General features: G+C 72.6%; 21 protein-coding genes. 13 read left to right on the top strand and 8 right to left on the bottom strand.

What is annotated here, in order from left to right:
- Window positions 1-592: 592 nt before the first annotated feature.
- The 7 genes from ACFV5H_RS28730 (at window position 593) to rbsD (ending at window position 7,399) form a co-directional block, all read left to right on the top strand.
- Window positions 593-748 (top strand): hypothetical protein, encoded by a 156-nt coding sequence (locus tag ACFV5H_RS28730; protein ID WP_385197904.1) that lies wholly within the window; start codon window positions 593-595, stop codon window positions 746-748.
- Window positions 732-1,145 (top strand): hypothetical protein, encoded by a 414-nt coding sequence (locus tag ACFV5H_RS28725; protein ID WP_385197902.1) that lies wholly within the window; start codon window positions 732-734, stop codon window positions 1,143-1,145. Before ACFV5H_RS28730 ends, ACFV5H_RS28725 begins: the two co-directional genes overlap by 17 nt.
- A 314-nt stretch (window positions 1,146-1,459) precedes the next feature.
- Window positions 1,460-2,494, top strand: a complete 1,035-nt coding sequence (locus ACFV5H_RS28720) for a LacI family DNA-binding transcriptional regulator (RefSeq protein ID WP_385057682.1) — start codon at window positions 1,460-1,462, stop codon at window positions 2,492-2,494.
- The gene (locus ACFV5H_RS28715) at window positions 2,491-4,011 is read left to right on the top strand and encodes a sugar ABC transporter ATP-binding protein (protein WP_385197900.1); all 1,521 of its coding nucleotides are present in this window, start codon (window positions 2,491-2,493) and stop codon (window positions 4,009-4,011) included. Before ACFV5H_RS28720 ends, ACFV5H_RS28715 begins: the two co-directional genes overlap by 4 nt.
- A complete protein-coding gene (locus tag ACFV5H_RS28710) occupies window positions 4,001-5,959 on the top strand; it encodes a substrate-binding domain-containing protein (RefSeq protein ID WP_385057678.1) in 1,959 nt (652 codons plus the stop codon). Before ACFV5H_RS28715 ends, ACFV5H_RS28710 begins: the two co-directional genes overlap by 11 nt.
- A gap of 82 nt (window positions 5,960-6,041) precedes the next feature.
- Window positions 6,042-7,013, top strand: coding sequence for a ribokinase (locus ACFV5H_RS28705; protein WP_385057677.1), 972 nt, complete (start codon window positions 6,042-6,044; stop codon window positions 7,011-7,013).
- Window positions 7,010-7,399 carry a D-ribose pyranase gene (gene rbsD, locus ACFV5H_RS28700; RefSeq protein WP_385197898.1) on the top strand — a complete coding sequence of 130 codons (390 nt, stop codon included), beginning with the start codon at window positions 7,010-7,012 and terminating at the stop codon, window positions 7,397-7,399. The genes ACFV5H_RS28705 and rbsD overlap by 4 nt, the downstream gene beginning before the upstream one ends.
- Window positions 7,400-7,762: 363 nt before the next feature.
- On the opposite strand, the gene ACFV5H_RS28695 is transcribed toward rbsD, so the two are convergent.
- The 3 genes from ACFV5H_RS28695 to ACFV5H_RS28685 are packed head-to-tail and all read right to left on the bottom strand — an operon-like array spanning window position 7,763 to window position 10,895.
- On the bottom strand, window positions 7,763-8,560 hold the full coding sequence (locus ACFV5H_RS28695) for a sugar phosphate isomerase/epimerase family protein (RefSeq protein ID WP_385057705.1): 798 nt from the start codon (window positions 8,558-8,560) through the stop codon (window positions 7,763-7,765).
- Window positions 8,561-8,592: 32 nt separating this feature from the next.
- Window positions 8,593-9,747 carry a dihydrodipicolinate synthase family protein gene (locus ACFV5H_RS28690; protein ID WP_385057673.1) on the bottom strand — a complete coding sequence of 385 codons (1,155 nt, stop codon included), beginning with the start codon at window positions 9,745-9,747 and terminating at the stop codon, window positions 8,593-8,595.
- On the bottom strand, window positions 9,744-10,895 hold the full coding sequence (locus tag ACFV5H_RS28685) for a Gfo/Idh/MocA family protein (RefSeq protein ID WP_385057671.1): 1,152 nt from the start codon (window positions 10,893-10,895) through the stop codon (window positions 9,744-9,746). The genes ACFV5H_RS28690 and ACFV5H_RS28685 overlap by 4 nt, the downstream gene beginning before the upstream one ends.
- Window positions 10,896-11,138: 243 nt before the next feature.
- On the opposite strand from ACFV5H_RS28685, the gene ACFV5H_RS28680 reads away from it, so the two are divergent.
- From ACFV5H_RS28680 to ACFV5H_RS28670, 3 genes are all read left to right on the top strand, one after another.
- Window positions 11,139-12,185, top strand: a complete 1,047-nt coding sequence (locus ACFV5H_RS28680) for a LacI family DNA-binding transcriptional regulator (RefSeq protein WP_385057670.1) — start codon at window positions 11,139-11,141, stop codon at window positions 12,183-12,185.
- Window positions 12,186-12,618: 433 nt separating this feature from the next.
- Window positions 12,619-13,419: a sugar phosphate isomerase/epimerase family protein gene (locus tag ACFV5H_RS28675; protein ID WP_385197896.1), complete on the top strand. Its 801-nt coding sequence runs from the start codon at window positions 12,619-12,621 to the stop codon at window positions 13,417-13,419.
- Window positions 13,420-13,511: 92 nt separating this feature from the next.
- Window positions 13,512-14,750, top strand: a complete 1,239-nt coding sequence (locus ACFV5H_RS28670) for an MFS transporter (RefSeq protein ID WP_385197894.1) — start codon at window positions 13,512-13,514, stop codon at window positions 14,748-14,750.
- Window positions 14,751-14,889: 139 nt separating this feature from the next.
- On the opposite strand, the gene ACFV5H_RS28665 is transcribed toward ACFV5H_RS28670, so the two are convergent.
- Together ACFV5H_RS28665 and ACFV5H_RS28660 are read right to left on the bottom strand one after the other, a co-directional pair.
- Window positions 14,890-15,540, bottom strand: a complete 651-nt coding sequence (locus ACFV5H_RS28665) for a GNAT family N-acetyltransferase (protein ID WP_385058966.1) — start codon at window positions 15,538-15,540, stop codon at window positions 14,890-14,892.
- A gap of 28 nt (window positions 15,541-15,568) precedes the next feature.
- Window positions 15,569-16,498: an EamA family transporter gene (locus ACFV5H_RS28660; protein WP_385197892.1), complete on the bottom strand. Its 930-nt coding sequence runs from the start codon at window positions 16,496-16,498 to the stop codon at window positions 15,569-15,571.
- 90 nt (window positions 16,499-16,588) lie between these two features.
- Between ACFV5H_RS28660 and ACFV5H_RS28655 the strand changes: the two genes are divergently transcribed.
- The 3 genes from ACFV5H_RS28655 to ACFV5H_RS28645 all read left to right on the top strand — a co-directional run bounded on the left by ACFV5H_RS28655 (window position 16,589) and on the right by ACFV5H_RS28645 (window position 20,531).
- Window positions 16,589-17,506: a LysR family transcriptional regulator gene (locus ACFV5H_RS28655; RefSeq protein ID WP_385197890.1), complete on the top strand. Its 918-nt coding sequence runs from the start codon at window positions 16,589-16,591 to the stop codon at window positions 17,504-17,506.
- A 391-nt stretch (window positions 17,507-17,897) separates the two neighbouring features.
- Window positions 17,898-19,742 (top strand): glycoside hydrolase family 3 protein, encoded by a 1,845-nt coding sequence (locus ACFV5H_RS28650; RefSeq protein WP_385197888.1) that lies wholly within the window; start codon window positions 17,898-17,900, stop codon window positions 19,740-19,742.
- Between the two features lie 147 nt (window positions 19,743-19,889).
- Window positions 19,890-20,531: a hypothetical protein gene (locus ACFV5H_RS28645; RefSeq protein WP_385197928.1), complete on the top strand. Its 642-nt coding sequence runs from the start codon at window positions 19,890-19,892 to the stop codon at window positions 20,529-20,531.
- Between the two features lie 14 nt (window positions 20,532-20,545).
- Here the strand turns inward: ACFV5H_RS28645 and ACFV5H_RS28640 are convergent, their stop codons facing one another.
- From ACFV5H_RS28640 to ACFV5H_RS28630, 3 genes are all read right to left on the bottom strand, one after another.
- The gene (locus ACFV5H_RS28640) at window positions 20,546-21,979 is read right to left on the bottom strand and encodes a S28 family serine protease (protein WP_385197886.1); all 1,434 of its coding nucleotides are present in this window, start codon (window positions 21,977-21,979) and stop codon (window positions 20,546-20,548) included.
- Window positions 21,980-22,075: 96 nt separating this feature from the next.
- Window positions 22,076-22,462: a hypothetical protein gene (locus tag ACFV5H_RS28635; RefSeq protein WP_385058719.1), complete on the bottom strand. Its 387-nt coding sequence runs from the start codon at window positions 22,460-22,462 to the stop codon at window positions 22,076-22,078.
- A 95-nt stretch (window positions 22,463-22,557) separates the two neighbouring features.
- Window positions 22,558-26,265 carry an ABC transporter ATP-binding protein gene (locus ACFV5H_RS28630; RefSeq protein WP_385197884.1) on the bottom strand — a complete coding sequence of 1,236 codons (3,708 nt, stop codon included), beginning with the start codon at window positions 26,263-26,265 and terminating at the stop codon, window positions 22,558-22,560.
- Between the last annotated feature and the right edge of the window lie 50 nt (window positions 26,266-26,315).

The following is a 26,315-nucleotide window of genomic DNA, read 5'->3' as shown; positions in this document are numbered from 1 at the left end:
AGCTCGTCCCGAACGCAGGCGGTCCGATCCTCCCCGGCGGCGTCCGGTCCCGGAGCGGCCGGTCCGCGTCCGCCACGACCGGTACCGGCCACCGGTGAACTCCTCCGCCACGACCGGTACCGGCCACCGGTGAACTCCTCCGCCACGACCGGTACCGGCCACCGGTGAACTCGTCCGCCACGACGGATCGCCTCACCGACAACCCCGCCGCCCACCGCAACGGCAACCGGTCCGCCCCCGTCGTCGTAGGGGCGGAGACCACCGACGCCCTGGATGCAGGCGGTCTGCCGGGGCGGCACGGCCCGGAGCGATGCGCTCGGGCCGACACCCCGTGGGGACACCCCCGGCCCGCGTTCCACGGGCGCACCCCCGCAAAGGCCGACTGCTGCCCCACAGCGGCCACTTGAGGGACGTAAGGAACGGGGAATCCGCCGGGGCGATCCTGTTCGGGGGACCGGCGGCGCGGGTATGCCCTGCCCTGCCGCGCGCACGCCATGCCCTGCCACGCGCACGCCATGCCCTGCCACGCGCACGCCATGCCCTGCCACGCGCATGCCAGGCGCGCGGATCCGGCTTGGACCGAGGGGGATCCATGCGCGACAGAGTGGCAGGTCCGGGACTCGGTGGGATCCGTGGCGACCACGCCGTCATCAACCCGGCGATGGGCACCATGTTCCAGGTGCTGCGAGGGCTCCTGCTGATCCTCTGGATCGCCCTGCTGATCGCCACCGTTGGATCGCCCTGCTGATCGCCACCGTTGGATCGCCCTGCTGATCGCCACCGTCGTCAATCCGGACGCGGTCAACGACAACGCCGCCGTCGCGACGGTCGTGGTGGCCGTGGTGTACGCCCTGAAGTTCGGGTGGCGCCTGCTGACCGCCCGGCTCGGCGTGAACAGGTGTCACCTGTGCACGGACGGCGTGGCCGTCACCGACCGGTTCGGCCGGGTACGCGACTCCGCGGCGTGGAACGAGGTGACCGGGGTGCAGCAGACGGCGACAGTGGGTTTCGTCATGGGCTGCCACCGCGTCGAGATCTTCAGGAGCCGTTCCGGCGCGCCCCTCTGGCTCGTGGCTCCGGGGGCGAAGTCCGCCCTGGTCCAGGCTCTGCTCGCCGAGGGCAGGCGCAGCGGCGCCCTCCAGTGACCGCGCGGACGTCGACGGCGACTCCGACGGTGACGACGCCGCGCGAGCACACGTGACCGCCGGCCTGCGGCCCGGAGTGCCGTCGCCGTGAGCGACGCGGGGTGCGGCGGAGCGCCCTTCGCCCGGCTCGCGGAAGCGCGACACCGGTGAAGAGGCGAGGTGGCCCGAGGGCCGCCTCGCCGACGGGCGCCCCCGCCACGCTCCCCCACCCCGGTCACGATTCGATTTCGGCCACCCCGCACCCTCTTGTCAGCCACCCGTGTAATCGATTCCAATCCTCCGTGTAATCGATTCCACGAGGAGGTGGAACGGCGATGGCGAGCATCAAGGACGTCGCCGCGCGGGCCGGGGTGTCCGTCGCCACGGTGTCGCGCGTCCTGAACGACCACCCGTCGGTCAGCGCGGACGCCCGCACCCGCGTGCTGGCCGCCGTCGAGGCGCTGGGCTACCGTCCGAACGCCGTCGCACGCTCCTTGCGCACCGATCAGACCCGCACCCTCGGACTGGTCATCAGCGACGTGATGAACCCGTACTTCACCGAGCTGGCCCGCTCCGTCGAGGAGGAGGCCCGCGCGCTCGGGTACAGCGTGATCATCGGCAACGCCGACGAGCGGCCCGATCTCCAGGACCACCACGTCACCACCCTGCTGGACCGGCGTATCGACGGGCTGCTCGTCTCCCCCACCGACGGCGGCTCCCCGCGCATGCTGGACGCCGCCCGCGCGGGCACGCCCATGGTGTTCGTCGACCGGTGGATCCCCGGCGTGGACGTACCCGTCGTCAGGTCGGACGGGCGTGGCGCCGTACGGGACCTGGTCGCGCACCTGTACGCCCTCGGGCACCGGCGGCTCGCGATCATCGCCGGGCCCGCCGCCACCACCACCGGCCGCGAGCGCGTGGACGCCTTCCGGGAGGCGCTCGGCGCGTACGGGCTCCCCCTCCCCGACGCCTACATCGGCCAGGGCGACTTCCAGGCCGACAGCGGGCGCCGGGTCACCGAGGGCTTCCTCGACCTGGCCGAGCCGCCCGAGGTCGTGTTCGCCGCCGACAACCTGATGGCGCTCGGCGCGCTGGACGCCGTACGCGCGCGCGGGCTGCGGGTGCCCGACGACATCGCGCTGGCCGCGTTCGACGACATCCGCTGGTTCGTGCACACCGATCCGCCGGTCACCGCCATCGCCCAGCCGACCGGCGCGCTGGGCCGGGCCGCCGTACGCGCGCTCGTCGACCGGATCGAGGGCGGACCCGGCGAGTCCGTCACCCTTCCCGCCCGGCTCGTCGTACGCCGCTCGTGCGGTGAGCCGGTACCCCCACAGTCCCCGTCCCCCGTACGAAGGAGTACGTCGTGAGCAGCCCGGACGAGTTGCTGCGCATCGAGGGCATCCGCAAGACCTTCCCGGGCGTGGTCGCCCTCGACAGCGTCGACTTCGACCTGCGCCGGGGCGAGGTGCACGTGCTCCTCGGTGAGAACGGCGCCGGCAAGAGCACGCTGATCAAGATGCTCTCCGGTGCCTACACGCCCGACGCCGGCCGGATCACGGTCGGCGGCGAGGAGGTGCGCATCCACGGTGCGCAGGACTCCGAGCGGCTCGGGATCGCCACCATCTACCAGGAGTTCAACCTCGTCCCCGATCTGACGGTCGCCGAGAACATCTTCCTCGGGCGGCAGCCGCGCCGGTTCGGGATGATCGACCGGAAGAGGATGGACGCCGATGCCGAGGTGCTGCTCCAGCGCGTGGGCGTCAACGTCTCCCCCCGTGCGCGTGTACGCGAACTCGGTATCGCGCGGCTCCAGATGGTCGAGATCGCCAAGGCGCTCAGCCTGGACGCGCGCGTGCTCGTCATGGACGAGCCGACCGCCGTGCTGACCTCCGAGGAGGTCGAGAAGCTGTTCGCGATCGTGCGGCGGCTGCGCGAGGACGGCGTCGGGATCGTGTTCATCACGCATCACCTGGAGGAGATCGCCGCCCTGGGGGACCGGGTCACCGTGATCCGGGACGGGCGCAGCGTCGGGCAGGTGCCCGCCTCCACGCCCGAGGACGAGCTGGTACGGCTCATGGTCGGGCGGTCGATCGAGCAGCAGTACCCGCGTGAGCGTGCCGACGCCGGTGACGCGCTGCTCAAGGTCGACGGACTGACCCGGGACGGTGTCTTCCACGACGTGAGCTTCGAGGTGCGGGCCGGTGAGGTCGTCGGCATCGCGGGGCTCGTCGGGGCCGGGCGGACGGAGGTGGTCCGGGCGGTGTTCGGGGCCGATCCGTACGACGCCGGGGCCGTGCACGTCGCGGGGACCCCGCTGCGCCGCCACGACGTGAACGCCGCCATGGCGGCCGGGATCGGGCTCGTGCCCGAGGACCGCAAGGGGCAGGGGCTCGTCCTCGACGCCTCCGTCGAGGAGAACCTCGGCCTGGTCACCCTGCGGTCCGCCTCCCGCGCGGGGCTCGTCGACCTCAAGGGGCAGCACGAGGCCGCCGAGCGGATCGCCGGGCAGCTCGGCGTGCGGATGGCCGGCCTCGGGCAGCACGTCCGCACGCTCTCCGGCGGCAACCAGCAGAAGGTCGTCATCGGCAAGTGGCTGCTGGCGGACACCAAGGTGCTCATCCTCGACGAGCCGACGCGCGGCATCGACGTCGGCGCGAAGGTCGAGATCTACCAGCTCGTCAACGAACTGACGGCCGCCGGCGCCGCCGTGCTCATGATCTCCAGCGATCTGCCGGAGGTGCTCGGCATGAGCGACCGGGTGGTCGTCATGGCGCAGGGGCGCGTCGCGGGCGAGCTCACCGCCGAACAGGCCACCCAGGACGCCGTGATGGCCCTCGCCGTCAGCACTCACACCAATGGAACGGAGGCCTCCCGTGGCCACTGACACGCTCAAGGGCAAGCCGGGCGCGCAGGGCGGCGCCACGGCCGGCCTGCGCCGCCTGCTTCTCGACAACGGCGCGCTGACCGCGCTGATCGTCCTCGTCATCGCCATGTCGGCGCTGTCCGGGGACTTCCTGACCGCCGACAACCTCCTCAACGTCGGCGTCCAGGCCGCCGTCACCGCGATCCTCGCCTTCGGCGTCACCTTCGTGATCGTCTCGGCGGGCATCGACCTGTCGGTCGGTTCGGTCGCCGCGCTGTCCGCGACCGTGCTGGCGTGGAGCGCGACCGAGGCCGGGATCCCGGTCGCCCTGGCCGTCCTGCTGGCCGTCGCGACGGGCATCGCCTGCGGTCTGGTGAACGGTTTCCTCATCTCGTACGGGAAACTGCCGCCGTTCATCGCGACGCTCGCCATGCTGTCGGTGGGGCGCGGTCTGTCGCTCGTCATCTCGCAGGGCTCGCCCATCGCCTTCCCGGACTCCGTCTCCCACCTGGGTGACACGCTGGGCGGCTGGCTGCCCGTGCCGGTGCTCGTGATGGTCGTCATGGGGCTGCTCACCGCCTTCGTGCTCGGACGGACGTACATCGGCCGTTCCATGTACGCCATCGGCGGCAACGAGGAGGCCGCGCGCCTCTCCGGCCTGCGGGTGAAGCGGCAGAAGCTCGCCATCTACGCCTTCTCCGGTCTGTTCGCCGCCGCCGCGGGCATCGTGCTCGCCTCCCGGCTGTCCTCCGCGCAGCCGCAGGCCGCGCAGGGCTACGAGCTGGACGCGATCGCCGCCGTCGTCATCGGCGGCGCCTCCCTCGCGGGCGGCACCGGCAAGGCGTCGGGCACGCTGATCGGCGCGCTGATCCTCGCGGTGCTGCGCAACGGGCTCAACCTGCTGTCCGTCTCCGCGTTCTGGCAGCAGGTCGTCATCGGTGTCGTCATCGCGCTGGCCGTCCTCTTCGACACGCTGCGCCGCAAGGCGGGCGCGACCACCCCGGCGGCCGGGGCGTCCGGGAACGGCAACAGGGGCAAGCAGGCACTCACGTACGTGATCGCAGCCGTCGTCGCCGTCGCGGTCGTCGGCGCGACCTCGCTGCTGCACAACGGGTCCTCGGCGGCGAAGACGCAGAAGATCGGCCTGTCGCTGTCGACGCTCAACAACCCGTTCTTCGTGCAGATCCGCAACGGTGCCGAGGAGGAGGCGAAGAAGCTGGGCGTGGACCTGACGGTCACGGACGCGCAGAACGACGCCTCCCAGCAGGCCAACCAGCTGCAGAACTTCACCAGCGGCTCGCTCTCCGCGGTCGTCGTCAACCCGGTCGACTCCGACGCCGCCGGTCCCGCCGTGCGCGGCGCCAACAAGGCCGGCATCCCGGTCGTCGCCGTGGACCGCGGGGTCAACAAGGGGGAGACGGCCGCGCTGGTCGCCTCCGACAACGTCGAGGGCGGTGCGCTGGGCGCGAAGGCGCTCGCCGAGAAGCTCGGCGGCAAGGGCACGATCGTCATCCTCCAGGGGCAGGCCGGCACCTCCGCCAGCCGGGAGCGCGGCGCGGGCTTCGCCGAGGGGCTGAAGGACTACCCGGGCATCGAGGTCGTCGCCAAGCAGCCCGCGGACTTCGACCGCACCAAGGGCCTGGACGTGATGACGAACCTGCTCCAGGCGCACCCCGACATCGACGGTGTCTTCGCCGAGAACGACGAGATGGCGCTCGGCGCGATCAAGGCGCTCGGCTCCAAGGCCGGCAAGTCGGTCCAGGTCGTCGGGTTCGACGGTACGCCGGACGGGCTGAAGGCGGTCGAGGCCGGCACGTTGTACGCGTCCGTCGCGCAGCAGCCGTCGGAACTCGGCAGGATCGCGGTACGGAACGCGCTGCGGGCCGCCGAGGACAAGAAGGTGGAGAACATGGTGAAGGTGCCGGTGAAGGTGGTCACCCAGGAGAACGTGGCCGGCTTCGAGGGCTGACGCCGGACGCGGGGACACCCGGGCGGGCGGTCACGACGACCGCCCGCCCTCACTCGGATTCACTCGGATCGGGGAGCAACACATGTACGACTACGACCTCCTGGTCGTGGGATCGGCCAACGCCGACCTGGTGACCGCGGTCGAGCGCCGGCCCGGCGCCGGGGAGACGGTGCTCGGTTCCGACCTGGCCGTCCACCCGGGCGGCAAGGGCGCGAACCAGGCGGTCGCGGCCGCCCGGCTCGGTGCCCGTACGGCCCTGCTGGCGCGGGTCGGCGACGACGGGCACGGGCGGCTGCTGCTGGACTCGCAGCGGGCGGCCGGGGTGGACACGGTGGGCGTGCTGGTCGGCGGGGCGCCGACCGGGGTCGCGCTGATCACGGTGGACCCGTCGGGGGACAACAGCATCGTCGTCTCGCCGGGCGCCAACGGCCGGCTGACGCCGGCGGACGTGCGGGCGGCCGGGAGCCTGTTCCACGCCTCCCGGGTGGTCTCCGCGCAGCTGGAGATCCCGCTGGAGACGGTGGTGGAGGTGGTGCGGAGCCTGGTGCCGGGCAGTCGGTTCGTACTGAACCCGTCCCCGCCGCGCCCGCTTCCGGCGGAGGTGCTGGCGGCCTGCGACCCGCTGATCGTCAACGAGCACGAGGCGAAGGTGATCCTGGGCGACGACACCGTGGCGGGTGACGGGCCCGAGGAGTGGGCGCGGCTGCTGCTGGCGAAGGGCCCGCGGTCGGTGGTGGTGACGCTGGGCGGCGAGGGCGCGCTGGTGGCCTCCGCCGACGGTGCCGCCCGCGTCCCGTCCGTCGAGGTGCGCGCCGTGGACACCACCGGTGCGGGTGACGCGTTCACCGCCGCGCTGGCCTGGCGCCTCGGCGCGGGCGAACCGCTCGCCGAGGCGGCGGCGTACGCGGCCCGGGTGGGCGCGGCGACGGTCACCCAGGAGGGCGCGCAGGTGTCCTTCCCGACGGCGGAGGAGGTCGCGGCGCTGTGCCGTGCCGACCCCGGCCGGGGGCCGGACAGCGCGTCCGGCGTGGCCCCGGAAGGCGGCACCCGGTGAAGAAGCACGGAATCCTGAACCGGCATCTCTCCGGCGCCCTGGCCGAGCTCGGGCACGGTGACGGGGTGCTGGTGTGCGACGTCGGCATGCCGATACCCGGCGGGCCGCGCGTGGTGGACCTGGCCTTCCGCGCGGGGGTGCCGTCGTTCGCGGAGGTGCTGGAGGGGCTCCTCGACGAGCTGGTCGTCGAGGGCGCCACGGCCGCGTCCGAGGTGCGGGAGGCCAATCCGGTGGCGGCCGAGCTGCTGGCGGGCCACTTCCCCGGCCTCGGCCTGGTCCCGCACGAGCGGCTCAAGGAACTGAGCGCGGGCGCGCGGCTCGTCGTGCGCACCGGCGAGGCACGGCCGTACGCGAACGTGCTGCTGCGCTGCGGGGTGTTCTTCTGAGGCGGCCCGCACGCACTTCGAGGGGGCCCGGTCCGTCGACCGGGCCCCCTCGTCCCTCCCCCGTCAGAACCCCTCAAGTCCCCCCCGGGTCCCCTCCCAGAAGTCCTGACGCCGAGTACGACCCGCGAGGTGCGGAGAGGGTTGCACGGTCTCCCCGGAATTCTTCCGGCTCCGGCTCCGGCTCCGGCTCCGGCTCCTCACGATGTCCGCCTGGACGGTGCGGGGCACGGGAAGACCTCTCCCCAGAGCTTCTCCCGTGCCCCGCGCCTCCGCGCGCGGCGTCCCGGTCCCCGCACAGGACCCGGGACGCCACGCGGGCGGAACCCGGGTCCCGCACAAGACCCGGATCGCCGCGTGCGGCTCCTAGCCCGCGTGCTCCACGAACCGTGCCGCCGTCTCCGCCAGGACCTCGCGGCCGTCGCGGGCCCACAGGTCGTCGTTGAAGAGTTCGACCTCGATGGGGCCGGTGTAGCCGGCCGCCTCCACGTAGCCCTTCCACTCCCGCATGTCGACCGCGCCGTCGCCGATCTGGCCGCGGCCGTTGAGGACGCCCTCGGGCAGCGGGGTGGTCCAGTCGGCGAGCTGGAAGGTGTGGATGCGGCCCTGGGCGCCCGCGCGGGCGATCTGGGCGGGGGCCTGGTCGTCCCACCAGATGTGGTACGTGTCGACCGTGACGCCGACCTGGTGGGCGGGGAAGCGTTCCGCGATGTCCAGGGCCTGGGTGAGCGTCGAGACCACGCAGCGGTCGGAGGCGAACATGGGGTGCAGCGGCTCGATGGCCAGTCTCACCCCGTGTTCCTCGGCGTAGGGGCCGAGTTCGGCCAGTGCGTCGGCGATGCGCTCGCGGGCGCCGCGCAGGTCCTTGGAGCCGGCCGGGAGGCCGCCCGAGACCAGGACCAGGGTGTCGGTGCCGAGCGTGGCCGCCTCGTCGACGGCGCGGCGGTTGTCCGCCAGGGCGGCGGCCCGCTCGCCGGGGTCGATCGCGGTGAGGAAGCCGCCCCGGCACAGTGTCGTCACCGCCAGGCCCGCGTCGCGGACCAGTTTCGCGGCCGCCTCGACGCCGTACGCCTGGACGGGCTCGCGCCACAGGCCGACGCCCGGTACGCCCAGCTCGCGGCAGGCGTCGACGAGGTCCGGCAGCGACAGCTGCTTGACCGTCATCTGGTTGATGCTGAAACGCGCGAGGTCGGCGGTCACGGGGTCACTCCGTACAGGTGCAGCAGGGTCCTCATGCGTTCCTCGGCGAGCTTGGGGTCGGGGAACAGGCCGAGGCCGTCGGCGAGTTCGTAGGCGCGGGCGAAGTGCGGCAGGGAGCGCGCCGACTGCAGGCCGCCGACCATCGTGAAGTGGGACTGGTGCCCGGCCAGCCAGGCGAGGAAGACCACGCCCGTCTTGTAGAAGCGGGTGGGTGCCTGGAAGAGGTGGCGGGAGAGTTCGACGGTGGGGTCGAGGAGGGCGCGGAAGCCCTCCGTGTTCCCGGTGTCGAGGACGCGGACCGCCTCCGCCGCGAGCGGGCCGAGCGGGTCGAAGATGCCGAGCAGGGCGTGGCTGAAGCCCTGCTCGTCGCCGGCGATCAGCTCGGGGTAGTTGAAGTCGTCGCCGGTGTAGCAGCGCACGCCCTGCGGGAGACGGCGGCGCAGGTCGACCTCGCGCCGGGCGTCGAGGAGGGAGACCTTGATGCCGTCGACCTTGTCGGGGTGTGCGGCGATGACCTCCAGGAAGGTGTCGGTGGCCGCGTCGAGGTCGGACGAGCCCCAGTAGCCCTCCAGCGCCGGGTCGAACATCGGGCCCAGCCAGTGCAGGATCACCGGCTCGGCGGCCTGGCGGAGCAGGTGGCCGTAGACCTCCAGGTAGTCGTCCGGGCTCTTCGCCGTCGCGGCCAGCGCGCGGGACGCCATCAGGATGGCCTGCGCGCCGGACTCCTCGACGACCGCGAGCTGTTCCTCGTAGGCCGCCCGGACCTCGGCGAGGGTGGCGGCGGCGGTGAGCTGGTCCGTTCCCACGCCGCAGGCGATGCGGCCGCCGACGGCCTTCGCCTCGGCGGCGGAGCGGCGGATCAGCTCGGCCGCGCCCGCCCAGTCCAGGCCCATGCCGCGCTGCGCGGTGTCCATGGCCTCGGCGACGCCCAGGCCGTGCGACCACAGGTGGCGGCGGAAGGCGAGGGTGGCGTCCCAGTCGACGGCGGCCGGTGAGTCGGGTGACACGTCCGCGTACGGGTCGGCGACGACGTGCGCCGCCGAGAAGACCGTACGGGAGGTGAAACCGCTTCCCGGAGTGACGGCGAGGGGCTCGGTGCGGGGTTCGTAGGCGCGCAGGGTGCCGTTCGCGTCGGGCAGGTGGAGGGTCACAGCGTGACCTCCGGCACGTCGAGGCGGCGGCCCTCGGCCGAGGACTTCAGGCCCAGCTCGGCGAGCTGGACGCCGCGGGCGCCGGCCAGCAGGTCCCAGTGGTAGGGGGCGTCGGCGTAGACGTGGCGCAGGAACAGCTCCCACTGGGCCTTGAAGCCGTTGTCGAACTCGCCGTTGTCCGGGACCTCCTGCCACTGGTCGCGGAAGACCTCGGTGGCGGGGATGTCCGGGTTCCAGACCGGCTTGGGGGTGGCGGAGCGGTGCTGGACGCGGCAGTTGCGCAGGCCGGCGACGGCCGAGCCCTCGGTGCCGTCGACCTGGAACTCGACCAGTTCGTCGCGGTTGACGCGGACCGCCCAGGAGGAGTTGATCTGGGCGATGGCGCCGCCGTCCAGTTCGAAGACGCCGTAGGCGGCGTCGTCGGCGGTGGCGTCGTAGGGCTTGCCGTTCTCGTCCCAGCGCTGCGGGATGTGGGTGGCGGTGAGGGCCTGTACGGACTTCACGCGGCCGAACAGCTCGTGCAGCACGTACTCCCAGTGCGGGAACATGTCGACGACGATGCCGCCGCCGTCCTCGCTGCGGTAGTTCCAGGACGGGCGCTGCGCGTCCTGCCAGTCGCCCTCGAAGACCCAGTAGCCGAACTCGCCGCGCACGGAGAGGATGCGGCCGAAGAAGCCGCCGTCGATGAGGCGCTTCAGCTTGAGCAGGCCGGGGAGGAAGAGCTTGTCCTGGACGACGCCGTGCTTGATGCCGGCCGCGTTCGCCAGGCGGGCGAGTTCCAGGGCGCCGTCGAGGCCGGTGGCGGTCGGCTTCTCGGTGTAGATGTGCTTGCCGGCCGCGATCGCCTTCTTGATCGCCTCCTCGCGGGCGGAGGTCACCTGGGCGTCGAAGTAGATGTCGACGCTGTCGTCGGCGAGGACGGCGTCCACGTCCGTCGAGATGTGTTCGAGTCCGTGCCGTTCGGCCAGCGCCTTCAGCGCGTGCTCCCGCCGGCCGACCAGGATCGGCTCCGGCCACAGCACGGTGCCGTCACCGAGGTCGAGGCCACCCTGCTCCCGCAGGGCCAGGATGGAGCGGACGAGGTGCTGGCGGTAGCCCATGCGCCCGGTCACACCGTTCATGGCGATACGCACCGTCTTGCGTGTCACGTCATTCCCTTCGTACGCGGTTCGCGCGCCGCGTACGCCCCACTGGTGAGCGTGACAGCAAGCGCTTTCTATGTAGAGAGAAGCTAGCCTCTGAACGGCGGTGCGGACAAGACCACGGCGGAGCCGAGTTGTTCGAGGGGGCGAACAACCGCGCGGATGGCCGTAGGGTCTGCTCGGAACCACGGGTGTGGGCGTGGATGTGTACGACGGCGTACGGCGAACGCGCGAGGCGGAGGACGAGACATGACGGTGACCCTGGCGGACGTGGCGGCTCGCGCACAGGTCTCCCCCGCGACGGTGTCGCGCGTGCTCAACGGGAACTATCCCGTGGCCGCGTCCACCCGTGAACGGGTGCTGAAGGCCGTGGACGAGCTGGACTACGTCCTCAACGGTCCCGCGAGCGCGCTGGCCGCCGCCACCTCCGACCTGGTGGGCATCCTGGTGAACGACATCGCCGACCCGTTCTTCGGGATCATGGCGAGCGCGATCCAGGCGGAGATCGGCGGGCCGGGCGGGCGCGCGGGCGGGGAGAGACTCGCGGTCGTGTGCAACACGGGCGGCTCGCCCGAACGCGAACTGACCTATCTCACCCTGCTCCAGCGGCAGCGGGCGGCGGCGGTGGTGCTGACCGGTGGCGCGATCGAGGACGCGCCGCACAAGGCGGCCATGGACGCGAAGCTGCGGAAACTGGCGGACGCCGGGACCCGGGTGGTGCTGTGCGGCCGGCCGCCGGCGGCGGAGACCGGGGCGATCGCGCTGACCTTCGACAACCGGGGCGGCGGGCGGGAACTCACCGAGCATCTGATCGGGCTGGGGCACCGGCGGCTGGGGTACATCGCGGGGCCCCTGGAGCGGACCACGACGCGGCACCGGCTCGAAGGCCACCGGGACGCGCTGGCCGCGCACGGCATCGAGGAGGACCCTCGGTGGACCGTGCACGGCCGGTACGACCGGCGGTCGGGGTACGAGGCGACGCTCGAACTCCTGCGGCGTGACCCGTCGTTGACGGCCGTGGTCGCGGCGAACGACTCCGTCGCGCTGGGGGCGTGCGCGGCGCTGCGGGACTCGGGGCTGCGGATTCCGGACGATGTGTCGGTGGCCGGGTTCGACGACCTGCCGTTCAGCATCGACGCGGTGCCGGCGCTGACGACGGTGCGGTTGCCGTTGGCGGAGGCGGGGGCCCGTGCGGGGCGGATCGCCATGGGGCGGGAGGAGCCGCCGCACGGGGGGATCGCGGCGGTGCGGGGGGAGTTGATGGTGCGGGGGTCCACGGCGGGGCCGCGGGACTGATCGGACCTCGGTCCGGGGTCTGCACCGCCGGTGCGGGCCCGTGGAGGTTTTGCGCAGTTCCCCGCGCCCCTTGAAGGGTGCGTCGTCGAGTGCGGGCCCGTGGAGGTTTTGCGCAGTTCCCCGCGCCCCTTGAAGGGTGCGTCGTCGAGTGCGGGCCCGTGGGGGGTTTTCGCGCAGTTCCCCGCGCCCCTTGATGGGTGCGTCGTCGAGTGCGGGCCCGTGGGAGCTGCTTGCCGGGGCCTCTGTGGCGTCGGTGGGGGCGGCCCCCAGGGGCGCGGGGAACTGCGCGACTAGCCACAACGGACCCGCACCCGACCGGAGCCCCCCTCAGGGGCGCGGGGAACTGCGCGACAAGGCTCCACGAACCCGCGACGCCGACACCCGGGTGAGGAAGAGGAGCCGGTCCGGTCCCTCGCGGGTAGGGTCCGTTTTCATGAAGCTGGCGTTCTCCACCCTCGGCGTCCCCGGGCTGCCCCTCACCGACGTGCTGGCCCTCGCGACCGCGCACGGCTACCACGGCGTGGAGTTGCGCGCCCATCCCGAGGAACCCGTCCATCCGGGGCTCGGCCCCGTCGAACGTGCCGACGTGGCCGCCGAGTTCAAGGCGGCCGGCATCGAGATCCTGGGGCTCGCCGGGTACGCCCGGGTCGCCGCGCCCGGCGAGGACGAACCCGTCCTCGCCGAGATCCGCGCCCTCCTCGGCCTCGCCCGGGACCTCGGTGCCCCCTTCGTCCGCGTCTTCCCCGGCGGCGGCACCGGGCAGAGCCCCGAGGAGGCGGACGCGACGGCCGCCCGCCGGCTGGGCACGGCCGCCGAGTATGCCGCCGACCTGGGCGTACGGATCCTGCTGGAGACCCACGACTCGCACCGCACCGGCGCCGACGCGATGCGGGTCCTCGGCCTGGTCGGCCACCGTCAGGTGGGTGCGCTGTGGGACGTGATGCACACCTGGCTCGGCGGCGAACAGCCCGCCGAGAGCTACGCGGCCCTCTCCCCGCACCTCGGCTACGTCCAGGTCAAGGACATCGCCTCCGCCGACGACACGACCCCGCTCCCGCTCGGCGCCGGTGTCCTCCCGCTGACCGACTGCGTGGAGATCCTCTCCCGGCACGGCTGGGACGGCTGGCTCTGCTGGGAGTACGAGAAGCGCTGGTACGCCGACGCCGCCCCGCTGCCCGGCCTGCTCACCCCCGGCCGGGAGCATCTGGCCCGGCTGCTCAGCGAGTCGGCCTGACCGGACGGAAAATCCACTGGCCGGGGCGGGCGGCGGCCGGATAACGTCCCCGCCGTGCCTCAGCCCGTGCCCCGCCCCGCCGTCCTGCCCTCGTGAGCCTGTCCCGCACGCTGATCGACGTGCGTCCCCTGCGTACCTCACCGGTCTTCAGGCGCCTGCTGATCGGGCGGACGGTGTCCCTCCTCGGCGGCTTCATGACCATGGTCACCGTCATGTACCAGGTCTGGGAGATGACGCACAGCGCGGCCTGGAGCGGCGCGGTGGGGCTCGCGCAGGCGCTGCCGCTGGTCTGCTTCGGGCTGTTCGCCGGGGCCTGGGCCGACCGGGGTGACCGGCGCCGGATCTTCCTGGCCGCGACGGTCGGCCAGGCGGTCTGCTCGCTGCTCCTTGCGGTCCAGGGGTTCACCGGGAACGTGCCGGTGGGCGGTGTGCTCGCCCTGGTCGCCGCCCAGTCCGCCTGCGCGGCGGTCGGCGGTCCGGCGGCCGGTGTGTTCGTGCCCCGGCTGCTGCCCAAGGAGCAGGTGGCCTCCGGACTCGCGCTCTACCAGGTCACCGGTCAGGCGATGATGTTCCTCGGGCCCGCGCTCGGGGGTCTGCTGCTCGGCTGGTTCGGCATCGGCGTCTGCTATCTGCTCGACGCGCTGAGTTTCCTGCTGTCCTTCTACGGCGCGTTCGGTCTGCCCGCGCTGCCGCCCGAGGGCGAGCCGTCCCGTGCGGGGCTGCACGGGGTGCTGGACGGGCTGCGCTTCCTGGCCGGCCACCGGGTGGTGCGCGGCGCGCTCGTCACCGACCTCGCCGCCACCGTCCTGGCGATGCCGGTCAGCCTGTTCCCGCTGATCAACGACGAACGGTTCGGCGGTGATCCGCGCACGCTGGGCCTGTTCCTGTCGGCGATCGCGATCGGTGGTGTGCTGGCGTCGGCGTTGTCCGGGGCGGTGACCCACCTGGGCCGTCCCGGTCTCGTGATGCTGTTCGGTGCCGGTGTGTGGGGTGCCGCGCTGGCCTCGTTCGGGGTCATGAGCACCCCCTGGGTCGGTCTGGGGCTGCTGGTCGTGGCCGGTGGGGCCGACGCGCTGTCGGTGCTCTCCCGTACCACGATCGTGCAGACCCGTACGCCTGACGCGCTGCTGGGGCGGGTCACGGCCGCGGAGCAGATCGTCGGGCAGGCGGGCCCGCACCTCGGCAACATGCGGGCGGGGTTGGTGGCCGGGGTGACGTCCGGGGCGGCGGCGCTGGTGGTGGGCGGGGTGTTGTGTGTGGTGGCGGTGGTGTACGTCGGTACGAGTACGCCGGAGTTGCGTGAGGGTTCTCCCTCGCGGGAGGCGCCCTGACCCTCCGGGGGGTGGGCCGGAGAGCTCCGGGTGGTGGCTTCGTGGGGCGGGTGCGGGTGCGTCGTGGTTGGTCGCGCAGTTCCCCGCGCCCCTATTCGCGCAGTTCCCCGCGCCCCTATTCGCGCAGTTCCCCGCGCCCCTATTCGCGCAGTTCCCCGCGCCCCTGGACGGCGGCCCGGGGCGCCGCTCTCTGTTCCAGTCGGTGGCGGACCTCCGGCCAGTCCTCCTCCGTGATCGAGTAGATCGCCGAGTCGCGCAGGCGGCCCTCCTCGCCCGGGGCCCAGGAGCGGGACCAGTTGCGCAGGACGCCCTCGAAGTGGGCGCCGGTGCGTTCGATCGCGGTGCGGGAGCGGGTGTTGCGGGCGTCCGTCTTCAGGTCGACGCGGGACACTCCCCACCCCTCGAAGGCGTGGCCGAAGAGCAGGAGTTTGGACTCGGCGTTGAGGCCCGTGCCCTGGGCCGAACCGGCGAGCCACGTGAAGCCGACCTCGATCGCGTCGAGCCGGTCCTCGTTCAGCCAGGAACGGGGCTCCCAGTACGCCGTGGCGCCCACCGCGCGTCCCGTGGCGAGGGAGATCTGCGCGTAGGGGGCGAGGCGGCCGGTCGCCGCGCGGGCGAGCTGTGCGTCGATGTACGCGCCGACCTCGTCGGCCCTGGGCACCCAGGTGTAGGCGTAGGTGTCCCGGTTCTCCTCCGCGGCCAGCGCGAGGTCTGCCGTGTGCCGGTGCTCCAGTGGTTCCAGGCGCACCGACGCGCCCTCGAGAACCGGTCCTTCCAGAGCAAAACCCATGTGCGATCTCCCGGTCTCCCGATCTTCCTCATCCGCCGACCGGGGAGTCTTCCGTACGGACCTCCGCCCGTCGAACGGGTTTCACCACCGGCACCGCCGCCGGCCGCCGCGGTGTCACCGAGGCCAGCGCCACCCCGCCCACCAGCAGTGCCGCCGCGCACCACCGCAGCGGGGTCACCGACTCGCCCAGGAACAGCGCGGCCGACGACATGCCGAAGACCGGGACGAGCAGGGAGAAGGGCGCGACCGTGGAGGCGGGGTGGCGGCGCAGCAGCCAGCCCCAGGCGCCGAAGCCGAACACCGTGGCGATCCAGGCGACGAAGAGCACCGTGCCCGCGCCCGCCCGGTCCAGGCCGCGCAGCGCGTCCAGGTCCCGTGACGGGCCCTCCAGCAGCAGGGAGAGGCCCAGCAGCGGAAGTACCGGCACCGTGCTCACCCAGACCATGAAGTTCAGGGCGTCCGGGGGTGCCGCCTTGCGGGTGAGGATGTTGGAGACGCCCCAGCAGGCCGCCGCCGCGACAACCAGGGCGAAGCCGAGCAGCGGCCCGGAGGTGCCCTCGTCGACCGCCGCCACGCCGATCCCGGCCAGCGCCACCGCCATGCCCACCAGCCGTACCCGCGAGGGGCGTTCGCCGAGGAGCGCGAAGGCGAACAGGGCCGTGAACACCGCCTGGATCTGGAGCACCAGCGAGGACAGCCCGCCCGGCATCCCCGCGTCCATGCCGACGAACAGCAGCCCGAACTTGGCCACCCCCAGCGCGAGCCCCACCCCCACGATCCACTTCCACGCCACCTTGGGCCGCCCCACGAAGAACACCGCGGGCAGTGCCGCCACCAGGAAGCGCAGGGCGGAGAAGAACAGCGGCGGGAAGTGGTCGAGCCCGACCTCGATGACGGTGAAGTTCACCCCCCACACGGCGGTGACGAGGACGGCGAGGAACAGGTGGGAAGGTCGCATACGTCGAGGATCACCGCCCACCACACTTCAGCACCAGCGATGATTCCTGCATGGTTGGATGAAGCATCGCTAACCGATCGGGGAGCCGTCATGCTCGACCTCCAGCGGCTGCGCGCCCTGCACGCCGTCGCCGTCCACGGCACCGTCGGTGCCGCCGCCGTGGCGCTCGGCTACACCTCGTCCGCCGTCTCCCAGCAGATCGCCAAGCTGGAGCGGGAGACGCGGACGGTGCTGCTGGAGCGGGAGGGCCGGGGCGTACGGCTGACCGACGAGGCGCATCAACTGGTGCGTACCGCGCGGGAGCTGCTCGCCATCGTGGAGCGGGCGGAGACCGAGCTGGAGGAGCGGCGCGGGGTGCCGGCCGGGCGGCTGACCATCGCCGCGTTCGCGTCGGCGGCCCGGGGGCTGATGCCGCCCGTCCTGGCCGACCTGGCTCGCCGGCACCCCGCGCTCGACACGCGGCTCACCGAGATCGACCCCCACCTCTCCGTGGACCTGGTCGCCAAGGGCGCGGTCGACCTCGTCGTCGCGCACGACTGGGACATCGCGCCGCTGCCCGCCCCGGCGGGCGTGGAGCAGGCGGTCATCGGGAACGACCTGTGCGATCTGCTGGTGCCCGAGGACCACCCCTTCGCGGGGCGTACGGCGGTACGGCGGGAGGAGCTGGGCGGTGAGCGGTGGATCTGCCAGCCGCCGGGACGGGTCTGCCACGAGTGGCTGGTGCGCACCCTGCGCGCGGCCGGGCACGAGCCGGAGATCGTCCACCAGGCCGACGAGAACCCGACCCTGGTCGCCCTGGTCGCGGCCGGGCTCGGCATCGCGCTGATCCCCCGGCTGGGGCGCGGTCCGCTGCCCGCCGGTGTGGTGGAGGTACCGCTCGACCCGATGCCCGTACGACGGCTGTACGCGCTGTGGCGCACCGGGGCGGCCCGCCGTCCGGCGATCGCGGAGACCGTCCGCACGTTGTGCGGGCACTGGCCCGAGGTGTCGGCGCACTCGCCCCGCTGACCCCGTCCGGACCCCCGGTCCCGATTTCGGGAAATACGGTCCGGCCGGGGAACCCGTCCCCGCCTCCGTCCGTCCCATGTGCAGGCTGCCGGACGAGTCTCCGTGGTGCGGTGTCGGCCCTCGCCGCCGGCTGCGAGGGCCGACCACCCCTCTCCGCCGTGCCGTGGCCGGCAGCACGCCGTCATCGGCGCGCCCCCTCCCGTCGCGCCGATGACGGCCCCAGGCCCCGGGGCCCCGAGCCCTCCAGGTCCTGCGGGTCCCGCCCGGTTGCTGCGCATTCCCTTGACTGGCAGAAACTTCCCGGATATTGGTGACCTCCTGGCAGTTTCCTTCAAGGATGTCCTTCAGCGGATCCCCGGTCCCCCGCGGATCACCTTCCAAAGGAGCGCACGTGCCCGACAGCAGCACCGGAAGCACGGGAAGCACCGCACGTCCGTCCAGACGTACCGTCCTCGCCGCGACGGCGGGCGTCACCACCGCCCTCGCGGCCGGCGGCACCGTCCACGCGGCCACCGGCCGGTCCGCGCACGACGACAGAAGGCTGCGCGCCCTCATCTCCCGTATGACGCTGGAGGAGAAGGTCGGCCAGCTGTTCGTGATGCGGGTCTACGGGCACTCCGCCACCGACCCGGACCAGGCCGACGCCGACGCCAACCTGGCGGAGATCGGCGTCCGCACGGCCGCCGAACTGCTCGCCGAGTACCGGGTCGGCGGCATCATCTACTTCGCCTGGGCGCACAACACCCGCGACCCGCACCAGATCGCGGACCTGTCCAACGGCATCCAGAAGGCGTCCCTCGGTCTGCCGCGCGGGCTGCCCGTGCTGATCTCCACCGACCAGGAGCACGGCATCGTGGCCCGCGTGGGCGAACCCGCCACCCTGTTCCCCGGCGCGATGGCCGTCGGCGCGGGCGGCTCCCGTTCCGACGCCCGCGCCCTCGGCCGGATCGCGGGCGCCGAACTGCGCGCGCTGGGCATCCGCCAGAACTACTCCCCCGTGGCCGACGTCAACGTCGATCCGGCCAACCCCGTCATCGGCGTCCGCTCCTTCGGCTCCGACCCGGAGGCGGTCGCGGGCCTCGTCGCGGCGGAGGTCGAGGGCTACGAGTCGTCCCGTGTCGCCTCGACGGCCAAGCACTTCCCCGGACACGGCGACACGATCACCGACAGCCACGCCGAGCTGCCGTACATCCACCACACCCGCGAGGAGTGGGAGGAGCTGGACGCACCGCCGTTCCGGGCCGCCGTCGCCGCGGGCATCGACTCCATCATGACCGCGCACATCGTCGTCCCGGCCCTCGACGCCTCCGAGGACCCGGCCACGCTCTCCCGCCCCATCCTCACCGGCATCCTGCGCGAGGAACTCGGCTACGACGGGGTCGTGGTCACCGACTCCCTCGGCATGGAGGGCGTCCGCACGAAGTACGGCGACGACCGGGTGCCGGTGCTGGCGCTGAAGGCGGGCGTGGACCAGTTGCTCAACCCGCCCTCCCTGGACGTCGCCTGGAACGCGGTGCTGAACGCCGTACGCGACGGCGAGCTGACCGAGGACCGGCTCGACGAGTCGGTCCTGCGGGTGCTGCGGCTGAAGGCGGGACTGGGCCTGTTCGAGGACCCGTACGTCTCGCACGCCGGAGTCGACCGCACCGTCGGCACCCGTGCGCACCTGGCCACCGCCGACCGGATCGCCGAGCGCACCACCACCCTGCTGGTCAACGAGGGCGGTCTGCTGCCGCTGTCCCGGCGCAGGCAGCAGAAGCTGCTGGTGGTCGGCGCCGACCCTGCCTCCCCGTCCGGTACGACGGGACCGCCGACCGGTGTCCTCGCGGACGCCCTGACCGGGCTGGGCTTCACCGCCACCGCCCTGTCCACCGGCACCGCACCGTCCGCCGCCACCATCGCCAAGGCGGTGACGGCGGCCCAGGACGCGGACGCGGTCGTCGTGGGGACGTACAACGTCACGGCGTCCAGCAGCCAGAAGACGCTGGTCGAGCGACTGCTGGCGACCGGGAGGCCGGTGGTCGTGGTCTCGGTCCGCAACCCCTACGACGTGGCCCACCTGCCCGGCGTGGCGGCGTGTCTGGCGACGTACTCCTGGACCGACGTCGAACTGCGGGCGGCGGCACGGGTGATCGCGGGCAAGGTGGACCCGCGCGGCACGCTGCCGGTGCCGGTGCAGCGGGCGGACGACCCGGCGACGGTGCTGTACCCCGTCGGGCACGGGCTGAGGTACTAGACGCACGCGGGCGCGTCCCCCTGCCGGACGTAGCGCGCGTACGTCACACATCCGACGCACCTTCCCCGATGTGGTGAAAGCTCACCAGATGTCTGGCGTGCCCCGACGGACCGGGTCACGCTGGACGGGGGTGTCCGGGGGATGACGATGCACGTGCGAAGTGGGTGGGGGACGCGCGCCGCGTTCGCGGCGGCGGTCGCGGTGCTGCTCACCGGCTGCCAGGGCGCGCCGGGCGGCGCCGAGAAGGAGGGCGGGCCGGTCGAGCGGCGTACGGCGACGCCGACGCCGGTCCGGCAGTCCGGGTACGGGACGGTGTTCCTCGCGATCGACGAGTGCAGCTCCTTCGGCCGGACCAGTTTCACCGAGGTGTCCTGCAGGAGCGAACGGGCGGCGGCCCGGGTCGTCGCCCGCCACGACGGGACCGCGCGCGACGGGCCGCGCTGCCCGGCCACCACCGACTTCGTGCTGCACATCAGCGAGCAGCGCCCCTCCTCCGACGAGGACGGCGACGGCGCGGTGCCGCGCGGCTACGCCTGTATGCGTCACCTCCAGCCGCCGCACCCCGGCGATCCGGGCGGCGGGGGCGGGCCGCGCACCATCGTCGGCGACTGCGTCTACGACCTGGGCGACGGCAAGGTCCGCGAGACGGCGTGCGACGGCAGTGAGGAGCGGGAACCGGAGTTCAAGGTGGTGAGGGCCGTGGACGACCGGTCGAAGTGCCCGGCGTCCACGGCCCTCTACGTGCGGCTCGGCGGCACGTCACCGGTGGGCTGTGCCCGCCCGGTGTAGTCCCGCCGCGTGCCCTACGGGCGCAGCGTCCGCTCCTGCTCGACGTCCCGCTTGTCCAGCTTGGCGTCGAACTTCGCCAGCGGCTTCGCCGCCGCCGGGTTCTCCCGCACCGTGCTCGGCGTGACGTCCGCCCAGTCCAGGATGCGGGCCGTGGCCAGCGCCTTCTCCTCGGCGACCAGACCGGCCACGTTCGCACCGTGGTTCATGCCGGGCGCGGTGAGGACGTACGCGTCACGCGCGCCGTGTCCGAGACGGAACCGCTCGGCGCCCCACGGGTCGTTCTCGCCGTACACGAACAGCATGTGGTTCGCGTTGTGGCGGACCCAGGAGTCGACGTCCCGCATGGCCCACGGCTCGAACCTCATGTCGATCGAGCGGGGCACGAAGTTGCGCGGCGGCTGGTAGCCGTAGCGGACGTACTTCTTCTCGATGTGCGGGAAGTGGATGGTCGGCGCGCCGAGCTGCGTACCGGCCTGGTAGTAGTACGGCGTGTACGGGCTCAGGCCCTGGTCCGTGTAGAACGAGAACCCGGAGATCGTGTCGATCGACGTCCAGATCTCGTCGTCGGTGGCGTTCTTGGCGTCCGCCGGGATGTCCTCGCAGTCGGCGAGGGTGCTGTACTGCCAGAAGCCCCACACGTAGTCGAGGACGACGGCCTCGTACGCCCGGTCCAGGCTGCCGATGGTGTCGAAGGTGTAGCCGTTCTCGGCGGCGACCGCCTCGTACTTCTTCTCCAGCGGGGCCCGGCGCACCAGCGCCTCGCGCTGCACGGCGTTCAGCCGGTCGCGGCACTCCTTGGTGCCGACGGTGCGGAAGAAGCGGTCGTAGGCCGAGTCCTCCTTGTTCACCACGTCGTTGGGGGCGACGTAGGCGACCACGCCGTCCATGTCACGCGGGTAGAAGCGCTCGTAGTAGGTGGCGGTCATGCCGCCCTTGGAGCCGCCGGTGGAGATCCAGTTCTCGGAGTAGATCTCCTTCAGCGCCTTGAAGATGCGGTGCTGGTCGCTGGCGGCCTGCCAGATGTCCAGCTTCGACCAGTCGGCCGGCTCGGGCCGGGACGGGGTGAAGAAGCGGTACTCCATGGAGACCTGGTTGCCGTCCACGATCTGGGTCGGCTCGGCGCGGCGGGGCGTCGTGGAGACGCTGTAGCCGCCCGTGTAGAAGACGGTCGGCCGCGCGGTGTCCTTGTGCAGCACGGTGATCCGCTGCTCGAACGTGCCCTTGGAGGGCCTGCGGTGGTCGACCGGCTGTTCGTAGTTGAGGACGAAGAAGCGGTACCCGGTGTACGGCTTCTCCTCGATCAGGCTCATGCCCGGTATGGAGAGCAGTCTCTCCTTGATGTCAGTGGTGCCGGTGGCCTCCGGCTCGGCGGCGGTGGCCGCCCCGGCCGTACTCAGTGTGCCTATGAGCACCGTGAGCGCCAGCAGCCATCTGAGCGCCTTGCGCATGCGCACTCCCCTGTGAGACAGATGTGCGCCGGAAGCTACTGGACCGACTCCCCGCAGCACCAGGGGACATAGGGTTAACCCTCGGTCAGGAGCCGGTCAGCACAGGATCCAGCCGGAGCTGACGGACCCCCCGCCGACCCTGCCCTTCACCCACACGCAGCGGCGGCCGGCGTGCACGGTCACCGGCCCGGCGTGGTGCTTGAAGTCGCCCTCGTCGACGACCGGGCGGCCCCCGCGCGCCCGTACGCTCACCGACATCTTCCGTTTGGTGCCGGGCTTCTTGGTGAGGGTGACGGCGCAGACGTAGCCGCCCCGCTTGTAGACGACGACCGAGCCGGTGGAGAACGGCAGCGTGCGCACCTTGCGCCCGGCACAGTGGGAGGCGGCGTGCGCGTCCCCCGGCGCGGCGACGGCGAGCAGCCCCGAGGTGATCAGCACCGCAAGGACCGGCGTGAGTCGCCGGCGTATCGCTCCACTGCCCACAGTCGTCCTCCCGTACCGCGCCTGCCGCGTCAGGCGGCGTACGCGTGTACGGACGCATGACGTATGTCGGATGGTTGCGCCCGGGGCGCCGCCCCTCACGCCGGCGCCGGTACGTCCTCCCCGACGAACGTCCGCCACAGCGCGGCGTACTTGCCGCCCAGCCGCAGCAGTTCGTCGTGCGTGCCGTCCTCCGCGACCCGGCCGTGGTCCATCACGATCACCCGGTCGGCGCGGGCGGCGGTGGTGAGGCGGTGGGCGACGACCAGCGTCGTACGACGTCCCGCCAGGCGGTCGGTCGCCTGGTTGACCTGCGCCTCGGTGGCCAGGTCGAGCGCGGCCGTCGCCTCGTCGAGCAGCAGCACGTCCGGGTCGACGAGTTCGGCACGGGCCAGCGCGATCAGCTGGCGCTGTCCGGCGGAGAGGTTGCGGCCGCGTTCGGCGACCTCGTGGAGGTAGCCGCCGTCCAGCGTGGCGATCATCTCGTGCGCGCCGACCGCGCGGGCCGCCGCCTCCACCTCGGCGTCGGTGGCGTCCGGGCGGCCGTAGGCGATGGCGTCGCGGACGGTGCCGGGGAAGAGGTACGCCTCCTGCGGTACGACCCCGAGCCGGTGCCGGTAGGCGGTGATGTCCAGGTCCTTCAGATCCGTGCCGTCGACGGTGACCCGCCCGCCGGTGGGGTCGTAGAACCGGGCGACCAGTTTGACCAGCGTGGACTTTCCGGCGCCGGTCTCGCCGACGAAGGCGACGGTCTGTCCGGCGGGGACGGTGAGGTCGATGCCGTCGAGCGCCTCCTCGCCGTCCCCGTAGGCGAAGCGCACGTCCTCGAAGGCGATCTCCCCGCGCAGGGACGGCACGTCGAGCGGCTTCGCGGCGGTCCCCGTGGAGGCCGGCTCCCGCAGCAGCTCCTGGATGCGGCCCAGCGAGACGGACGCCTGCTGGTAGCCGTCGAAGACCTGGGAGAGCTGCTGCACCGGCGCGAAGAACAGGTCGATGTAGAGCAGGTACGCGACCAGCGAGCCGATCGCCAGCGTCCCGTCGTCGACCCGGCCGCCGCCCACGACCAGTACGGCCGCGGCCGCGATCGAGGACAGGAACTGCACGAACGGGAAGTACACCGAGATCAGCCACTGGCCCCGTATGCGCGCCTCGCGGTAGTCGGCGCTGCGCTCGGCGAAGCGGCGTCCGCCGTCCCGCTCGCGGCGGAACGCCTGCACGATCCGCAGTCCCGCCACCGACTCCTGCAGATCGGCGTTGACCACCGACACCCGCTCCCGCGCCAGCTCGTACGCCTTCACGCTGGCCCGGCGGAAGAAGTACGTGCCGACGACCAGCGGGGGCAGGGTGGCGAAGACGACGAGGGCGAGCCCGACGTCGAGGACCAGCAGGGCGGCCATGATGCCGAAGAAGGTGACCACCGAGACGAACGCCGTGACCAGCCCCGTCTGCAGGAACGTCGACAGCGCGTCGACGTCCGTCGTCATCCGGGTCATGATCCGGCCGGTCAGCTCGCGCTCGTAGTAGTCCAGGCCGAGCCGCTGGAGCTGGGCGAAGATCTTCAGCCGCAGTGCGTAGAGGACGCGTTCGCCGGTGCGTCCGGTCATCCGGGTCTCGCCGATCTGCGCCGCCCACTGGGCGATCACGGCGAGCAGGCCCAGCAGGGAGGCCGCCCAGACCGCGCCGAGGGCGGCCCGGGTGACGCCCTGGTCGATGCCGTGCCGGATCAGCACCGGCAGCAGCAGGCCCATCCCGGCGTCCACGGCGACCAGGCCGAGGCTGATCAGGAGAGGGGTGCGGAAGCCGCGCAGGAGACGGCGCAGGCCGTAGGAGTCCTCGGGCCGGACGGCCCGGTCCTCGTCGACGTCGGGGACGTCGTCCGCCGGGGGCAGCGCCTCGACCTGGGCGAGGAGTTCCGGGGTGGCCGGGGTGCCGGCCAGCGCGGTGTCCTTGGGTTCGCGGTCGCCGGTCCACAGCCGGGGCGTGACCCCGCGCTCGGCGTCGAACTCGGCGTCCAGTTCCGCGCGGACCGAGGTGTCCTCCTCCCGCGGCCCGGCGGGCGGGGTGTGGCCCGGGGAGACGGCGCCCAGCTCGTCGGGGTCGGTGAGCAGCCTGCGGTAGAGGGCGGAGCGCCGTTGCAGCTCGTCGTGGGTGCCGATGTCGGCGAGCCGGCCGCCGTCGAGGACGGCGATGCGGTCGGCGAGGTTGAGGGTGGAGCGGCGGTGGGCTATCAGCAGCGTCGTACGGCCCCGCATGACCCCCTTCAGCGCCTCGTGGATCTCGTGCTCGACGCGGGCGTCCACGGCGGAGGTCGCGTCGTCCAGGACCAGCAGGCGCGGGTCGGTGAGGATCGCGCGGGCGAGGGCGACGCGCTGGCGCTGGCCGCCGGAGAGGGTCAGTCCGTGCTCGCCGACGGTGGTGTCGTAGCCGTCGGGCAGCTCGTCGATGAACCGGTCGGCCTGGGCCGCGCGGGCGGCGGCGGTGATCTGCTCGTCGGTGGCGTCCGGGCGGCCGTACGCGATGTTGTTGCGCACGGTGTCGGAGAAGAGGAAGGAGTCCTCGGGGACCAGCCCGATCGCGGCCCGCAGGGACTCGGTGGTCAGCTCGCGCACGTCGTGGCCGCCGACGAGTACGGCGCCGTGGGCGACGTCGTAGAAGCGCGGCAGGAGCAGGGAGACGGTGGACTTGCCGGAGCCGGAGGCGCCGACGACGGCGAGGGTCTCCCCGGGACGGATCTCGAAGGAGAGGCCCTCCAGGACCGGCCGGCCGGGGTCGTAGCCGAAGGAGACGTCGTCGAACTCGACGGTCGCCGGGGCGTCGGCGGGCAGTTCCTTGGTGCCGTCGGTCAGGGACGGCTCGGTGTCGATCAGCTCCAGGACGCGTTCGGTGCCGGCGCGGGCCTGCTGGCCGACGGTGAGCACCATGGCGAGCATCCGGACCGGGCCGACGAGCTGGGCGAGGTAGGTGGAGAAGGCGACGAACGTGCCGAGCGTGATGTGCCCGCGTACGGCGAGCCAGCCGCCGAGGGCCAGCATCGCCACCTGACCGAGGGCGGGGACGGCCTGGAGGGCCGGGGTGTACCGGGAGTTCAGCCAGATGGTGCGCAGCCGCCCGGCGTACAGCCGCCGTCCGACCTCGCGCAGCTTGCCGGTCTCCTGCTCCTCCTGTCCGAAGCCCTTCACCACGCGTACGCCGCTGACCGCGCCGTCGACCACCCCGGCGACGGCTCCCGCCTGCGCCTGCGCGTACCAGGTGGAGGGGTGCAGCCGGGTGCGGCTGCGCTTGGCGATCCACCACAGGGCGGGGGCGACGGCGAGGGCGACGGCGGTGAGCGGCAGCGACAGCCACGCCATGATCACGAGGGAGATCAGGAACAGCAGGAGGTTGCCGATGGTCATCGGCAGCATGAAGAGCAGGCTCTGGATGAGCTGGAGGTCGCTGGTGGCGCGTCCGACGACCTGCCCGGTGGACAGCTCGTCCTGGCGTCTGCCGTCGAGCCGGGTGATCGTCCCGTACATCTCGGTCCGCAGGTCGTGCTGGACGTCGAGGGCGAGCCGGCCGCCGTAGTAGCGGCGGATGTAGGTGAGGACGTAGACGGCGAGCGCGGCGCCGATCAGGACGCCCGCCCAGGTGGTCATGGACCTGGTCTTGTCACTGATGACGTCGTCGATGATCACCTTGGTGATCAGCGGGACCAGCGCCATGACGGCCATGCCGCCGAGGGAGGAGCCCAGCGCGAGGACGACGTCCTTGGGATGCCGCCACGCGTATGCGGCCAGTCGCCGTGCCCATCCCCGTTGCGGTGTCACGCGGGTGCCCTCCGATCGTCCTGATCTACCGGAAGGCACCAACACCGCCG

It is taken from the genome of Streptomyces sp. NPDC059787 (assembly GCF_042732315.1).
GTDB classification, from domain to species: Bacteria; Actinomycetota; Actinomycetes; order Streptomycetales; family Streptomycetaceae; genus Streptomyces; species Streptomyces atrovirens.
Note: the sequence above shows the minus strand (reverse complement) of the source record. Positions and strands in the feature narration are given on the sequence as shown.

Excerpts from the sequence above, each read along its gene's own strand:
- ACFV5H_RS28730 (WP_385197904.1), top strand. The coding sequence starts at position 593 with ATGCGCGACAGAGTGGCAGGTCCGGGACTCGGTGGGATCCGTGGCGAC.
- ACFV5H_RS28720 (WP_385057682.1), top strand. The coding sequence starts at position 1,460 with ATGGCGAGCATCAAGGACGTCGCCGCGCGGGCCGGGGTGTCCGTCGCC.
- ACFV5H_RS28705 (WP_385057677.1), top strand. The coding sequence starts at position 6,042 with ATGTACGACTACGACCTCCTGGTCGTGGGATCGGCCAACGCCGACCTG.
- ACFV5H_RS28695 (WP_385057705.1), bottom strand. The coding sequence starts at position 8,560 with ATGACGGTCAAGCAGCTGTCGCTGCCGGACCTCGTCGACGCCTGCCGC.
- ACFV5H_RS28680 (WP_385057670.1), top strand. The coding sequence starts at position 11,139 with ATGACGGTGACCCTGGCGGACGTGGCGGCTCGCGCACAGGTCTCCCCC.
- ACFV5H_RS28675 (WP_385197896.1), top strand. The coding sequence starts at position 12,619 with ATGAAGCTGGCGTTCTCCACCCTCGGCGTCCCCGGGCTGCCCCTCACC.
- ACFV5H_RS28665 (WP_385058966.1), bottom strand. The coding sequence starts at position 15,540 with ATGGGTTTTGCTCTGGAAGGACCGGTTCTCGAGGGCGCGTCGGTGCGC.
- ACFV5H_RS28660 (WP_385197892.1), bottom strand. The coding sequence starts at position 16,498 with ATGCGACCTTCCCACCTGTTCCTCGCCGTCCTCGTCACCGCCGTGTGG.
- ACFV5H_RS28655 (WP_385197890.1), top strand. The coding sequence starts at position 16,589 with ATGCTCGACCTCCAGCGGCTGCGCGCCCTGCACGCCGTCGCCGTCCAC.
- ACFV5H_RS28645 (WP_385197928.1), top strand. The coding sequence starts at position 19,890 with ATGCACGTGCGAAGTGGGTGGGGGACGCGCGCCGCGTTCGCGGCGGCG.
- ACFV5H_RS28640 (WP_385197886.1), bottom strand. The coding sequence starts at position 21,979 with ATGCGCAAGGCGCTCAGATGGCTGCTGGCGCTCACGGTGCTCATAGGC.